Origin of the sequence: Paenibacillus sp. FSL R7-0272 (assembly GCF_037969905.1) — a bacterium.
Taxonomy (GTDB): domain Bacteria; phylum Bacillota; class Bacilli; order Paenibacillales; family Paenibacillaceae; genus Paenibacillus; species Paenibacillus polysaccharolyticus.
In genome coordinates this window covers 5,961,279-5,976,178 of sequence record NZ_CP150221.1, presented here as the reverse complement: position 1 = coordinate 5,976,178, position 14,900 = coordinate 5,961,279, and the positions used below count along the sequence as shown (strand labels likewise).

The window sequence follows — 14,900 nt, the reverse complement described above, 5'->3', positions numbered from 1 at the left end:
GCAGGAGACGAAGAAGGGGAGAGTCGCATTAGTACAACAACAGGAAACATCAACAGTACCGGAATTCACACGGAAAGTTCAGAGAGCATGACAGGAGCCGGAGTTACCGTTGGCACATTGTATGGCGTCGGTGTCGGGCCGGGAGACCCGGAGCTGATTACGGTCAAAGCATACCGGATGATTCGCGAATGCCCGGTAGTCGCCTATCCGAAGAAACGCAAAGGCGGCAAATCCTACGCTCACGAAATCGTGGAATTATATGTGAATCCAGAGGAGAAAGAGATGCTGGGGCTGATCTTTCCAATGACCAAAGACCCGGTTGTACTTGAGCGGGAGTGGGGCAAAACCGTGGAAGCGTGCTGGGAAGCACTTAAGGAAGGCAAAGATGTAGCGTTCGTGACGGAAGGTGATCCGAACTTATACAGTACATTTATCCACCTTGCACGTCTCATGCGTGAACTTCATCCTGAAGTGCCGATTAGCTCGATTCCGGGCATATCCTCCGTGCTTGGTGCGGCGGCAGCGCTGGATATCCATCTGGCAGATGGAGATGAGCAGGTTGGCATTATTCCGGCTACAGCGGATAAAGAAGCGATGCGGCAGGCGATTGAGCATCACGATACGATTGTGTTTATCAAAGTAGCAAAGGTGCTGGACCCGATGCTGGAGCTGCTGGAGGAGATGGGACTTGGCGGCAAAGCGTCGGTGGTCACCAAAGTCACTTCTCCTTATGAACTGGTCTGGCGTGACGCCCGTGAACTGAAAGGGCAGGAGCTGGAATATTTGAGCCTGATGGTGGTGAGCAAATAATGAAAACATTAGAAGCAAAAGTGTACATCGTTGGTGCTGGCCCGGGAGATCCCGAGCTGATTACGGTAAAAGGTTCGAATATTTTGAAAAATGCCGACCTTGTTCTGTACACGGATTCCCTCGTGAATGATGAACTGATTGCGACTGCCAAACCCGAAGCCGAGGTGTTGCAAAGCTCCGGCATGGATTTGGAACAGCAGGTCGAACTGATGTGCACAGCGGTTCGTGCAGGACGCAGTGTAGCACGTGTACATACGGGTGATCCGGCGATGTATGGTGCCATTTTGGAACAGATGGTTTTGTTGAAACAACAAGGCGTGGAGTACGAGATTATTCCAGGCGTTAGCTCGGTATTTGCTTCGGCAGCGGCGCTGGGAGCGGAGCTGACTGTGCCGGAACTGACGCAGACCGTCATCCTGACACGTGCGGAAGGACGCACCCCTGTGCCTGAACGGGAGAAGCTGCGCGATTTGGCCTCCCATCACTGTACGGTGGCGCTCTTCCTAAGTGCAACATTGGCGAAAAAAGTCGTGGTGGAATTCCTAGCCGCAGGCTGGAGCGAAGATACACCAGTGGCGGTAGTGCAGCGAGCAACATGGCCGGATCAGAAAATTGTGCGTACCACGCTGGCCAATCTGGCTGCGGATCTGCGTGCCGCAGGCATTACGATGCACGCGATGATTCTGGCAGGCTGGGCGCTTGATCCTGATCTGGTGAACCGGGATGCTCACCGTTCCAAACTGTACGACAAATCCTTCACCCACGGCTATCGCAAGGGAGTGAAGTCCGGTGAGTAATCCGTTTGCTGCTGTAGCCATTACGAAGCACGGCGTGGAGATGGTGCGTAACCTCGAAGGACAGTTTCAGGGTACAGACGTCTATTATATGAGCAAATTTGCCCGTGGCGATGAGGAACAACTTGGATATACACTGTTTGAAGGTTCGGTGAAGCTTATTCTGCCAGACCTGTTCAAACGTTACAACGGCATCATTCTGTTTATCTCGCTGGGTGCCGTCGTCCGTATGATTGCTCCGCTGCTGGTGGACAAAAAAGTCGATCCTGCCGTGCTGGTCATCGATGACCGCGGCGAGAACGTGATCAGCGTGTTATCTGGTCATCTTGGCGGTGCCAATGAACTCACGCGTCAAGTGGCGGAAGTGCTTGGTGCGCGTGCAGTCATTACGACAGCTTCGGATGTACAGGGCACGATCCCGGTGGATATGTTTGGTCGTGAACTGGGCTGGATCGTGGACAGCTTTGATAAAGCAACCCCGGTAAGTGCGGCGGTGGTCAACGAAGAGCCGGTGGCACTTATTCAAGAGACAGGCGAACGCAACTGGTGGCGGTATAACAAACCTGTACCTGATCACATTCGGGTCTTCGGCAGTATGCAGGAGACGGAAACGTTTGCGTTTAACGCCGCACTGGTGGTCAGTGACCGTCTGCTTTCATCAGTGGAAGAGGAGCGTTTTCTAACCAATGGTGTGTTGTATCGTCCGAAGAGCCTCGTGCTCGGCATGGGCTGCAATCGCGGAACGGCGATGGAGGAGTTGGAGCAGGAAGTGCTTGCCACGCTGGAAGAGCTGTCCCTGTCCGTGAAGAGCGTGCGCAACGTGGCTACGATTGATCTGAAAAAAGATGAGGAAGGCCTGCTGGCTCTATGCGCTAAGTACGGCTGGGAACTCGTCACTTACACTCCAGAGGAACTGAATATGGTTCAACTTGCCAATCCGTCCGAGACGGTATTTAAATACACCGGAGCCTATGGCGTAAGTGAACCGGCGGCACTGCTCTCTTCGGGAGCGGATCATTGGCTGCTGGAAAAGAAAAAGAGCGGCAACTTGACGATCTCTGTCGCACGGGTTGCGTTTGATTAAGCTAGGGTTCGTGTGATTGGAAGCAATTTGGTGTGGTCAACCAGCGTGGCAGCTCTAACGATCACAGATGACGCTATTTTCCCCAAAATGGACAACTCTAAATTCTAACGATCACCACAGACGTTATGTAAGCATTTTTCAGAAAAAATAGCTAGAATTCGAGCTTTTTACCCCAAATAACGTTCCTCAGGATCGTTAGAATTTGAAAGTGTACCTTTTTCGCAAAATAAGATCTCTGGTGATCGTTAGAGGTGGGGCATCAAAGGAAGGGCCGGTACTTAGATAATTGGGTACTTCTGTACTTCGATACCTTGAGTTGCTATGGGTTGAATCAGTTGTCTCGGTTGCCACCCGTTGCATCAGTTGTAGAGTCAGAGTTACGTCTGCCGAGGCGAGATCACGCAGTCCATCCGAGTGGGCTAAAGCTACATTCCCTTGATGCGTTCACATACAAAAAGTAGTTGTCATCACCTTATGAACATGACCGTCCCAGGCCGTTGGAATCGATATGGGATGGTCTATTTGCTATATGTAAAACAAAGGCGGGATGAACGATGAATTCAAAAAATGTAAAGAACACCGTATCCAATAATCAGGTCTTACCAACGAATGAAGTTTTACCAACGGAGTCTAATAACGGAGTCACACCAATGACGTCTAATAATGGAGGCGCAACAAGGACGTCCGATAACGAAGTCGCAACAATGATCTCCAATAATGAAGCCTTACCAACGACGCCTAATAACGAAAGGGCACCTCGGCTGATCATTGCGGGCACAGGCAGTGGAGCGGGCAAAACGACTGTAACGCTCGGCCTAATGAAAGCCCTCGCCCAGCGCGGATTGAGCGTACAGGGATTCAAATGCGGCCCGGATTATATTGATCCAACGTATCATACGGCAGTGACAGGTCGGGCTTCACGTAATCTGGACGCATGGATGACTTCGCCTGCATATGTGAAGCAGACATTTCAGCGGGCTTCCGCGGGACATGATATCTCCATTATTGAAGGTGTAATGGGCCTCTACGATGGCAAAGATCCGCTCAGCAACATCGGCTCTACCGCCGAGATCGCGATGATTACGCAGACACCTGTGATTCTGGTTGTGGATGTACGCAGTATGGCACGGAGTGCAGCGGCAATTGTACTAGGTTTCCAGCAACTTGAACCTGAGTTAAACATTGCCGGTGTAATTGTTAATCGTTGCGGAAGTGCGGGACATTATACGATTGTGAAAAAAGCCATTGAGCAAATGTGCGGCATTCCGGTCGTTGGGTGGCTAAAGCGAGATGAAGACATGTCTATCCCCGAGAGACATCTCGGACTTGTTCCTGCCATCGAGCGTGGAGAACTGGAGCCGTTATTCCAACGGGCGTCCGATGTGTTGCTAGAGGGCACGGATCTGGATCATTTGCTAAAATTGGCCGCAAGTGCTCCCCCTCTCCAGTGCTTGGAAGAGAGCGATGACGCTGCAGCCAGCTCTATAGCAATCCAACCGGTCCATGCTCACGACATCGTTCAAGATTCTAGTTCTGATCAATCTAACGATACAAGCAAAGACAGCCTTACACTTAACGCTACCGACACCATAAGCAATGCCCACACAGCCAGCGTGAACGATGCCAACTATGTGTCCCAACCGACAGTTCTCCACATCCACAGCAAGCCAGATACGTACCAGCCTGTTATTGCCGTCGCTCGTGATGCGGCATTTAACTTCTATTATCCCGATAACCTGGAACTGCTCGAAGCGGCGGGGGCGAAGCTAAAATATTTCAGTCCACTCGCTGGTGAAGGTATTCCGTCCGAGGCGGACAGCATTTATCTGGGTGGTGGTTTTCCTGAGGAGTTCGCGGCGGTGATTGCCGGAAACGAGCGTTTTCTGGAAGGGCTACGTGAAGCAGCCCGTTCTCAGATGCCGCTGTTTGCGGAGTGCGGCGGCTATATGGTACTGGCCGAAACGCTGACGGACCGTGAAGGGCGGACGTATAACATGGCAGGTATTATTCCTGCGCAGGTACAGATGCAGAAAAAACGAGCTGCACTGGGATACCGGGAGGCGAGTGCGGTTCAGGACTCTTTTCTGCTAAGACAGGGTGAAGTGCTGCGGGGGCATGAATTCCATTATTCAACGATGACGTACCGCGACGAGCAACCTATCCCATATGCTTATGAGACGAAGGGGTTAAGGGGTTCGAAGCAGGAGGGATATGCTTTGGGCAATATCGTGGCTGGATATACGCATGTGCACCTTGGTTCTGATCCGCAAGCCGCACAGCGATGGGTGGAGCATTGTCGACTATACCGCAAGCACCAAGCTTAGTTCGAACGCAGCATCCGTGTGCAAATGATCGCGTTCAGAGTGCTCAGATCAAACGTGTATAAAGCATTCATATGCGGCACGGAAGTAATGTTAAATATGGATACACTGAGCCCAATATGGAGGGATAGAGGTTAGAGAACGAAGTACGATGAGGCGGTTTTTCGTTTGATGGAACCAGCCTACTATCCCTCTTCCGGCAATAAGCGGAAGGGCTTGAATTTATTTTGAACCTCCTGAGACTTTGGTCGTGAAGTTGGGTCTTGGACTGTACAATTAAAGGTTTTTAGTGAATCATGTGGAATGTGTTAGGGATGGAATGTGTTGTGACAAGGGAGACGGTGAGTCCAAGCTGGATAGGCATGATATGGATATGCCAAACCGTTATACGGCTATACTAGGAAGTATTGTGAGATGGGAACATCTTATTCGAAACCTAAGTGGAAGAGATGAAGAAACACCACGGTAGTCGATTTTATAAAGCGTGGTTAATTTATAGGATATGGAGTGTGCAGACGAATCTAAACGAATAACATCAGAAGAAAGGAGATGATTATAATGGATCATCGCAAAAAGGCACTTTTAATTGGAGATTATACACATCCGGACTGGCATCCGCTACAGGGGGTAGACGGGGAGATTAGCCGGATTTTTCAAGATACGATTACAGTTCAATGTAGTGAAAATCGCAACATGTTGCTTCATGAAAATATTTCGGGATTTGATGTATGTATCTCATACATGGACGATTGGAGAGGCAAAGTCTCCCCGCAGCAGACAGCAGGTCTGTTGTCTTACGTAAGTAACGGGGGCGGTCTGGTCATCTTACATAATGGAATCTCGCTTCAGAATCGAAATGAGATCAAACAGATGATTGGCGCCAAATTTCTTCATCACCCGCCGTATGCGCCACTGGAGTTCACGGTGACGGAAGAGAGCCATCCTGTGACGGAGGGTATTTCCGGTTTTACGATGGAAGAAGAACCATATGAATTTGAGTTTGGTTCATTTACCGAGACTAAAATTTTGCTACACTATCAGTCTAAAGAGGGGCCGAAACCGGCAGCCTGGGCACATAAGTATGGACTTGGGCGGATTGTTTATCTGATGCCTGGGCATTCAGTTCCATCCTTTGCGAATGAAACATATCGTCGATTAGTTTTGCAAGCGGGAAAATGGGCAGCGCGGTACGTGTAAGGAAGCTCTCCTTTTTGCATGTCGAGGTTTAACAGGTGTAATATATAGACAACCGAAGAGGAGGATGAATAAGATGAGCGATTTGTTCAAGAAGGCGTTCTCGTTAGGGCTTGGTCTTACGTTAGTTAGCAAAGAAAAGATTGAGAAAACCGTGGATGATCTGGTGGAGCGCGGGAAGCTTGCACCTGGAGAATCCAAAGCGTTTGTTGAACGATTGTTGGAGCGCGGGGAAGAAGAGCAAGGCCAGCTGAAACGTGTCATTCAGGAGCAGGTCAAACGTGTGCTTCAGGAAGCTGGCGTGGCGTCCGAAAGTGACGTAACCAGTTTGGAACAGCGTGTCGCGGTTTTGGAAAAAAAGCTGGCCGAGCAGAATCAGACACCTCAACTTCAACTTGATGAATCCCCGGCTCCGGTTGTCGAAGATTCTCCTCCTCTCAAAGGAAACGAGATCGAATAGATGGCTGTGCGGATCAAACATGTCGGCAGATACCGGGAAATTGCCATGGCGCTGGTGCGTCATGGCTTCGGTTATATGGTCGAGGAGTTGGGTTTATTCCAGCTACTCGCGCTGCCTAGACGGTGGATGTCGCGTGAAGCGCAACCTACCAAAACGTTAAGTGAACGGATCAGGCTGGTGTTGCAGGAGCTGGGGCCGGCTTTTGTGAAGCTGGGGCAACTTGCAAGCACAAGGGCAGATCTATTACCTGAATCGGTGATTCGTGAATTGGTCAAATTACAGGATCAGGTTCCGCCGTTCTCGTCAGAGACGGCACGGGGTATTTTGGAACAGGAATTGGATACACCGCTGGAAGAGATCTTTTCCCGGTTCGAGGATACCCCGGTGGCCGCGGCCAGTATTGGTCAGGTGCATCTGGGCAAACTTCAGAGCGGAGAGGCGGTAGCGATCAAAATCCAGCGCCCCGGCATATCGCGGATTGTGCAACGTGATCTGGACATTCTGCGAGAACTGACTGCGATGGCGGAGAAACGTTGGGATTGGGTGAAACAATACCAGATTCCGCAGATGGTGGAAGAGTATGCCCAGGCTCTGATGGCAGAGCTCGATTACACGGTGGAAGGTCGCAATACGGAGAAGATTGCACAGCAATATCAGCAGGACCCTAAAGTGAAAATTCCGATAATCTACTGGGATCAGACCTCATCACGTGTATTGACCATGGAGTATATCGAGGGCATTAAGCTGAATAATCGGGATGAACTGGTGAAGCGTGGTCATGATCTGAACAATATTGCCGAGCGGCTGGTGGATGCGTTGCTCAATCAGATTTTTATGCATGGCTTCTTCCATGCCGATCCGCATCCTGGTAATCTGATGGTGCTGAAGGACGGGCGACTGGCTTTCATCGACTTCGGTATGGTGGGCAGTCTGAGTGATGAGATGAAGCAGCAGCTTGCCTCGCTTATTATCGGGCTGATGCGTAAGGATACGGATAGTATGATCCGGGCGATTGAGAAACTCGGTATGATGCCGGATGACATGGACGCGCGCGCCCTTCATGTGGATTTGGACAAACTTCGAACGAAATATTACGATATCCCTTTTTCCAAAATCAGTGTAGGACAGGCGCTCAATGATCTGTTTGGCATTGCCCAGAAACATAAGGTTGTCATGCCCGCAGATATACTGTTGATGGGCAAATCCTTGCTGACGATGGAGGGGGTCATTGAACATCTAGATCCTACTTTGAGCATTGTGGATATGGCAGAGCCGTTCGGGCGAAAGCTGCTCAAGGAACGTTTTAGTGCGGGTCGGATCAAAAATCGGCTGTTTCGCAGTGCGGCAGATATGGCCGAAAGTGTCATTGGTTTGCCGGGACAGCTACGGCAGTTGTCCTCCATCATCAGCAAAGGCAAGCTGCGACTGGAGATCAGCGTTCCCGAATTAGAGTCGCTCATGCGTAGACTGGATCAGATCAGCAATCGTTTATCGTTCAGCATTGTGCTGCTCGCCTTCTGTATCATCATGGTAGGACTCATTATCGGTTCTTCGATTAGTCACCAATCCACGATGCTGTGGGATATTCCAGTGATTGAGATTGGTTTTCTCGTGGCGATCCTCATGGTGGCATTTCTGCTGTACTCGATTTTTAAATCGGGCAGGTTTTAGGGCGGAAGTTCAAGCTTTTATAATAATGAAGTTAGCAAACGAACGCCAAAAAGTGATTGCTTGACAATAGGTATAACTCACCATAACCTGTAAATGCCAAAATAGACTGCAAGGCCTTTTATGAAAGGTCTTTGCGGTTTTTTTTTGATGAGCAGAGATACAGAGAGTTAAATCTAGAAGAATGAAGATAATAGGGGATAAGCACCTGTTTTTGCGATATTACAGTGTTCGTACATATGTATGTCTGTAACTATAATATTAAGTCAGTAGATTAACGGCCCCGGTTTTTCTGAGAGAGGAAAACTAACAACAGGCATTGCTCTGTCTATCCAGCAAATATAGTTGAGATTAGATGGTGAGACGAGATGCCGTAAGCAAGAAAGACAGCTGAATGGTAACGGAAATGGTCAGTACATGCTGGAACGGCAATGACATGATGATTATGAGACGGTGTTTGCGGCTGAATCAAGGCATTAGATCATCATGCACTTAGGGACAAGTAGACTAGCGATAGACAGGTTAAGGAAGCGGTTTGCTTTTACACACCACTGTCATTTTTATGGGTCCCCAAGGTGAGAAATTGGACGTGTACGACTCCCGTTATTCTTCAGCAGGTTCGTTAATTTGAGGGACACATCTAGGAGGCAACGCAAGAACATATGAATACGTTAAAACAACAGTGGTTTGGCAACATTCGCGGAGATGTGCTCGCAGGCATCACCGTAGCACTCGCGCTTATTCCGGAAGCTATTGCCTTCTCGATTATCGCTGGTGTCGATCCGATGGTCGGCCTGTATGCGTCGATTACGATTGCAATCGTCATTTCGATTGCGGGCGGTAGACCGGGCATGATCTCGGCAGCAACAGGAGCTATGGCGGTATTAATGGTAGGGCTGGTCAAGGATTATGGCGTGGAATATCTTTTTGCGGCGACCATCCTGACGGGCATCATTCAGTTTATTTTAGGCATATTTAAAGTGGGGCGATTTATTACGTTTGTGCCTCATTCGGTGTTGACCGGATTTGTGAATGCACTAGCGATTCTGATCTTTATGGCGCAGCTCACCCACTTTACGGGAGCGAACTGGATCATGTATGCGATGGTGGCGGGAACACTGGCAATCATCTATATTTTGCCGCGTTTTTTCAAAGGGGCTCCGGCTCCGCTTGTAGCGATTATTATCATGACTATTATTACGGTGGTCTTTCATCTTGATGTCAAAACGGTAGGTCAGATGGGCAATCTGACAAGTACATTGCCGATGTTCCATCTGCCGAATATTGCGTGGACATGGGATACACTGATGATCCTGTTGCCGTATTCGTTTACGATGGCACTTGTCGGTTTGCTGGAGTCCCTTTTGACCGCGACCATTGTGGATGAGATGACGGAAACCAAAAGCAGCAAAAACCGCGAGGTGCGTGGTCAGGGGATTGCAAACTTTGTAAACGGATTGTTCGGCGGTATGGGTGGCTGTGCAATGATCGGACAGTCCGTCATTAATGTGAAGTCAGGCGGACGCGGCAGACTGTCGACATTTACGGCAGGTGCGTTCCTGGCGATTTTATTGTTGCTCTTGAGCGGTGTGGTGAAACAGGTACCGATGGGTGCGCTGGTTGGCGTGATGTTTATGGTGTGTATTGGTACGTTTGACTGGAGTTCTGTGAAAAATATAGCCCGCGTCCCACGCGCTGAAGCGATCGTTATGGTGGTGACGGTAGCGATCGTTGTTTACACGCATGACCTGTCGCTTGGTGTAATGGTTGGCGTCGTGCTCAGTGTGCTGCACTTCGGCTGGAAACAGACCAAAATTCGCGTCCAGTCTAGCGAAGAGCAAGGACAGAAAGTGTATCGTGTACACGGACCATTCTTCTTCGGTTCCTCGTCCCATTTCGTGGACAAATTCGATGCGGAAGCCGATCCGCAGGACATCACCATTGACTTTGGCGGCTCGCATATCTGGGACAACACCGCGGTTGTAGCGATTGGCAAAGTAAAATTCAAATACGCGAAGCTTGGTAAAACCGTGCATTTGCGTGGATTAAACGAGGAAAGCTCCCGATTGCTGGAGCGCAGCGGTTTTAAGGCTTCTGATGCGGGTACCGTCCCGGGGACGGGCGGACACGGAGCATAAGGCTGAAGTAAAGCGTAAGTTCATGTAAGGCTCGGGTAAGGCGTAAAGTTAAAGCGAAGTGTAAAGTTCAAGTAAGGCGTAACGTTTAAGTAACTTGTTCCAAAATGGTATTGGTATTGGTATCTGAACGTTACAACATCAACAGACGGCAAGTAAGCTAAAAATAGCGGACTGCGATGCGAACGAATATAGGCTATAGATAACGCTAGACAGTATTGATATGCAGCGGTCTCCTTGCGGTGTGTGCCGGGGGAGTCGCTTTTTTTGTAGCTGTGAGCGCTAACGATCAGGAGAGAGCTTATTTAGCCCAATTTGGGCCATTTTCATTTCTAACGATCACCAGAGACGCTATTTTACTGATTTCGCTACTTTTAGTGAGAGTTTTCGTGATTTTTGACGAAATAGGCTTCGTGGCGATCGTTAGAATTCAGCCAAGGCATAATTCGAGCAAATAAGCTCTGTGGTGATCGTTAGGACTTTCGTGGCTGGTGTCACAGTAGTTGGTGTAGCTTGATTTACGAAAAACAAACCTTGTGTGTTCCGTACTCCCTATGTCCGGCTTATTATGCGCCGCGTGTGAAATATAAACTTAAAACGTCTGCTTTTTACGCTACATTCATGCTACAAGTTGGCGCGGTAGTTCAGTTTCGCTTTTGTTTTGCTGGATGAACGTGTAAACTACAGGGTATGGAGAAGAAGAGCAATGGAATGATTGCTTTTTAAAAATTCATTTCATAATCAGAGTTGAATTCAGGAAAACTAGTTTGGACTCACAGGATGTGTACTGCAGTTACGGGTGTGATTGGAGTAGAGAATCAGGTTCAGATGCAGAACTCGGGCACAAGGACGTAAATAGCAGGCTCGTATGCCGACTCAGACAATGACATAGACTCAATCAAGTTCAGACGGAGATGCCTATGCATTTCCAAGGGGGCTAGGGTCTTCTATGAAATGAACTTATCTAAATGAATATACAGAGGTGTAACGATTGGCAAACTTTGAACAACTGGGCATTCGCCCGGAATGGTGCGAGGTGCTGAAACATCAGGGCATCGCCGTGCCAACTCCAGTACAGGAGCGTTCCATTCCAGTACTGCTGGGTGGACGTGATATCATCGCCGAGGCGCAGACGGGCACAGGGAAAACGCTGGCTTTTTTGCTGCCGATTATTCAGAAAATTAACGTATCCGACCGCTCTCCGCAGGCACTGATTATTGCGCCTACGCGTGAGCTGGCATTGCAGATTACGGAAGAAGCGAAGAAACTGACCGCGAACGATGACAAGCTGCATGTGCTTGCGGTATATGGTGGACAGGATGTAGAAAAGCAGTTGCGCAAACTGCAAAACGGAACGCAGATCGTTGTAGGAACACCAGGGCGTCTTCTGGATCACCTGCGCCGTGGTACCTTGAAGCTCGATAATGTGAAAAAGCTGGTGCTGGATGAAGCAGATCAGATGTTACACATGGGCTTCCTGGACGATGTAGAAACGATTTTGAAAGAATTGCCGCATAGACGTCAAACGATGCTCTTCTCGGCTACGATGCCTAAGGGCATTCGTGTTCTGGCGAAAAACTACATGAAAGACCCGGAGGACGTGAAAGTTTCCTCCAAGTCCGTGATTCCGATTCATCAGATTCGCCAGCAGGTGCTGGAATGTACAGATCGCGGCAAGTTTGATGCACTTCGGGGTATGATTGATACGTATCGCCCGTATTTGGCGATTATTTTCTGCCGGACGAAGCGCCGGGCTTCGAAGCTGAACGAAGATCTGAGAGAAGCAGGATATGAGAGCGACGAGCTTCACGGGGACTTGTCCCAATCCAAGCGAGAGAATGTCATGAAGGCATTCCGTGATGCGAAGCTGCAAATCCTTGTGGCTACCGATGTCGCCGCACGCGGTTTGGACGTTGAAGGGGTTACCCACGTATTCAACTACGATATGCCACATGATGCGGAAAGTTATATTCACCGTATCGGTCGTACAGGCCGGGCAGGTGGAACGGGTCTTGCCGTGACGTTTGCAACCCAGCACGACAGACCGGAACTTGCTCGGATCGAGGAAGGTACGAATCAGAAGCTGAATCGCATCCAATGGACAAGCGAAGGACCAGTCGCTTCTACGGGAGCTTCTCGCCGCGTAATTAATAGCGAGGGCAATGATGAGCGTGGTGGTCGTACTGCCGGGACAGGCAGTGCCCGTCGCGGTGCAGGTCGTAACGACCGCCGAGATGGTGGACGTGGCGGTCGTGGATCACGCGGAGGCGAAGGTGGCCGTAGCGGTGGACGCAGTGGCGGCCGTAGCGGTGACGAGCGCAGCGCAGGCCGCGGATCGGCGCGTAGCAGCGACAGCAGTCGCGGTGCAGCAAGCCAAGGCCGCAGCAGCAGTAGCCGCGGCACAAGCCAAGGCGGCCGCGGTGGAGCAGGCCGCGGCGAAGAGCGCAGCAGCGGCGGCTGGGCTGGCCGCAGCGCCGACAAGCGCACCGCTGGGCGCGGTGGCGCTGGTTCAGGCCGCTCGGACTCCGCTGGACGCGGTCCGAGCAGGGGCGACCGCCGCGATTCTCGTCGCGGGCGGTAACGCACTGGCGCAAGCGGCGATGCAGCCGCATATTGCGCTAGAAGCATCATAGCCATGCCACCGCAGTAGCGGATGCCGCATGGCCCATATCGAGAGCGTTCGGGTACGTCATCGTACCGAACGCTCGAACCAAGGGTCGCGACGGAAGCACGTCGCGGCCCTTTTTTACAATCAGGATGCACATGCACTTATTCACACGATGTGAACTGCACTCCAGCCCTCACTCGTTATGCAGTCACCACGCTATGATGGCTCCCCTGTGATCGTTAGAATTCGCACAATATGAACCAGAACGACAAAACACCTCATCCTAGACCTAAGGACGGGGTGTTTTTGGTTTAAAACTTATATGATTAAAAGATGGCACGATATCTTGCTTACTAGATCACAACAATGCAGGGAAGCTCGGTGTACCGTTCGTCTATAATTAGGGAGCTGATTTGCATTATTTTACTTACGGGTTAACTGGTTATTACACGCGGTTCGCCCACTTTTTATGAATCCGAATCTGAACGTAAGCCAGTCTTGATACGATATAGACCGGCTTGTTGCACAGACGGTCACCCATGGACATCAGCATACTGGTCGCGGTATTTCTCGTTATATACCCTGCCGACGGACTCCGCGAGTCCACCGCGTGCCTTGGTTGGATAACGCTCGATCGTGTGATAAAGCCGCATAAACCGGTCTTTGGGCATGAAACGTGCATAGCGGGTGATCAGACTGGGAAACAGTTCAATATATTTGCTCTTACGCACGGCAGCGGCCGCCACGGCGGTCAGAATCTGGATGCCATTATGCAACTGTAAAATGTGAACCTCATACGTGGCGATATACCGAATCGCGTCTTCACGGATCAGTTCCGGCTTCAGCCGGGCAATTTCACCAATATACTCGGCGAGCAGCCGCTCGAAGTTCTGGAGCAGTAGCGGTTTAAGTTGCAAGTCCATATCGCTGCGTAACACGAAGGATTGCAGTAACGCGATCTGTTGCAGACGAATCCGATCGTTATAGATCAGGGAGCCGATCTCGCGCAACATCTCGTAGGCGAGTGCCTCGTCCTCTTTTCGCGCTTCGGCAACAAGGGCCCAGTTCCGATTGATCCCTTGGCGAATGATCTCTTCGTCCAATCGTAGCAACTGTCTCATTTCGCGCCGCTGTTCAATCTGGAATGAACGCTGCTGCAAGAAGATCAGGCCGCCGAACAGTAACAGCGTCACCGTAGCAGCGATCATAGACTGGTCCAGCGTTTCACCGAAATAAGTGGCTGCGGCGCCGATCAAAAGAACAAAGAAAGCATCACGGACCATCCTGCGTTTTACTCGTGAACTTGCTTTTTCCTCTACGGTGACAAGGGTGCTACGTCCGCAGGAAGTGCACTGATCTTCCCAGAGGCAGGTATACTGCCCGCAGCGTTTGCAGATATGCAACTTTTGGTAGGCATATGTCGTTCGATAGAAAGGCCGGATGGATACTACTTTTTTCGTACTACTCATGCTCCATCACGCCCACCATTTAGAATATTGTACAGGGTACGATCCGTGTCTTCACGGGAGACGGGCTTTCGCCGATGAACCTGAAACGTGATCACTTTGATCATAACAAAAAGAAACACTATGGCGAGGCATACGTATGTAACCATAATTCCGTCCCTTTCTAAGGCTTGAAGATCAAGCGCTGTTATATTGCGGTTTGTTGGTAATAGCTATATCATATTTCCATAGTTGGAATTTGAATTCCAACAAAAGCGCTAAAATCGTCGATTTTTGTCAGACATTACAAAATTGTAACTCAGAATAGGGGTGCTTTTCAGATTTTATTAGAAGACTGTTAAGATTTCCTTAAGGCTTGAC

At 50.0% G+C, this 14,900-nt stretch carries 10 protein-coding genes; 9 read left to right on the top strand and 1 reads right to left on the bottom strand.

The window, feature by feature from the left end; translation table 11 throughout:
- Nucleotides 1-87 precede the first annotated feature (87 nt).
- The 9 genes from cobI (at nt 88) to MKY23_RS26160 (ending at nt 13,047) form a co-directional block, all read left to right on the top strand.
- The gene (gene cobI, locus MKY23_RS26200; protein WP_154984470.1) at nt 88-810 is read left to right on the top strand and encodes a precorrin-2 C(20)-methyltransferase; all 723 of its coding nucleotides are present in this window, start codon (nt 88-90) and stop codon (nt 808-810) included.
- Nucleotides 810-1,607 (top strand): precorrin-4 C(11)-methyltransferase, encoded by a 798-nt coding sequence (cobM, locus tag MKY23_RS26195; protein ID WP_339833305.1) that lies wholly within the window; start codon nt 810-812, stop codon nt 1,605-1,607. The genes cobI and cobM overlap by 1 nt, the downstream gene beginning before the upstream one ends.
- Nucleotides 1,600-2,688: a cobalamin biosynthesis protein gene (locus MKY23_RS26190; protein WP_339833302.1), complete on the top strand. Its 1,089-nt coding sequence runs from the start codon at nt 1,600-1,602 to the stop codon at nt 2,686-2,688. Before cobM ends, MKY23_RS26190 begins: the two co-directional genes overlap by 8 nt.
- 704 nt (nt 2,689-3,392) lie before the next feature.
- The gene (locus tag MKY23_RS26185; RefSeq protein WP_339839726.1) at nt 3,393-5,012 is read left to right on the top strand and encodes a cobyrinate a,c-diamide synthase; all 1,620 of its coding nucleotides are present in this window, start codon (nt 3,393-3,395) and stop codon (nt 5,010-5,012) included.
- A 555-nt stretch (nt 5,013-5,567) separates the two neighbouring features.
- Complete coding sequence (locus MKY23_RS26180) at nt 5,568-6,206, top strand: ThuA domain-containing protein (RefSeq protein ID WP_090924157.1); 639 nt, start codon at nt 5,568-5,570, stop codon at nt 6,204-6,206.
- Nucleotides 6,207-6,279: 73 nt separating this feature from the next.
- On the top strand, nt 6,280-6,663 hold the full coding sequence (locus tag MKY23_RS26175) for a phasin family protein (RefSeq protein WP_090924158.1): 384 nt from the start codon (nt 6,280-6,282) through the stop codon (nt 6,661-6,663).
- Nucleotides 6,664-8,334 (top strand): AarF/UbiB family protein, encoded by a 1,671-nt coding sequence (locus MKY23_RS26170; protein ID WP_339833297.1) that lies wholly within the window; start codon nt 6,664-6,666, stop codon nt 8,332-8,334. It abuts the gene before it with no gap.
- Between the two features lie 659 nt (nt 8,335-8,993).
- Complete coding sequence (locus MKY23_RS26165; RefSeq protein ID WP_154890310.1) at nt 8,994-10,469, top strand: SulP family inorganic anion transporter; 1,476 nt, start codon at nt 8,994-8,996, stop codon at nt 10,467-10,469.
- Between the two features lie 988 nt (nt 10,470-11,457).
- A complete protein-coding gene (locus tag MKY23_RS26160) occupies nt 11,458-13,047 on the top strand; it encodes a DEAD/DEAH box helicase (protein WP_154892007.1) in 1,590 nt (529 codons plus the stop codon).
- Nucleotides 13,048-13,607: 560 nt separating this feature from the next.
- On the opposite strand, the gene MKY23_RS26155 is transcribed toward MKY23_RS26160, so the two are convergent.
- Nucleotides 13,608-14,543 (bottom strand): hypothetical protein, encoded by a 936-nt coding sequence (locus MKY23_RS26155; RefSeq protein WP_154892006.1) that lies wholly within the window; start codon nt 14,541-14,543, stop codon nt 13,608-13,610.
- Nucleotides 14,544-14,900 lie beyond the last annotated feature (357 nt).

What these genes read in the sequence shown, in the direction of transcription:
- MKY23_RS26165 (WP_154890310.1), top strand. Translation starts at nt 8,994, where the DNA reads ATGAATACGTTAAAACAACAGTGGTTTGGCAACATTCGCGGAGATGTG.
- cobM (WP_339833305.1), top strand. Translation starts at nt 810, where the DNA reads ATGAAAACATTAGAAGCAAAAGTGTACATCGTTGGTGCTGGCCCGGGA.
- MKY23_RS26155 (WP_154892006.1), bottom strand. Translation starts at nt 14,543, where the DNA reads ATGAGTAGTACGAAAAAAGTAGTATCCATCCGGCCTTTCTATCGAACG.
- MKY23_RS26180 (WP_090924157.1), top strand. Translation starts at nt 5,568, where the DNA reads ATGGATCATCGCAAAAAGGCACTTTTAATTGGAGATTATACACATCCG.
- cobI (WP_154984470.1), top strand. Translation starts at nt 88, where the DNA reads ATGACAGGAGCCGGAGTTACCGTTGGCACATTGTATGGCGTCGGTGTC.
- MKY23_RS26170 (WP_339833297.1), top strand. Translation starts at nt 6,664, where the DNA reads ATGGCTGTGCGGATCAAACATGTCGGCAGATACCGGGAAATTGCCATG.
- MKY23_RS26175 (WP_090924158.1), top strand. Translation starts at nt 6,280, where the DNA reads ATGAGCGATTTGTTCAAGAAGGCGTTCTCGTTAGGGCTTGGTCTTACG.
- MKY23_RS26185 (WP_339839726.1), top strand. Translation starts at nt 3,393, where the DNA reads ATGATCTCCAATAATGAAGCCTTACCAACGACGCCTAATAACGAAAGG.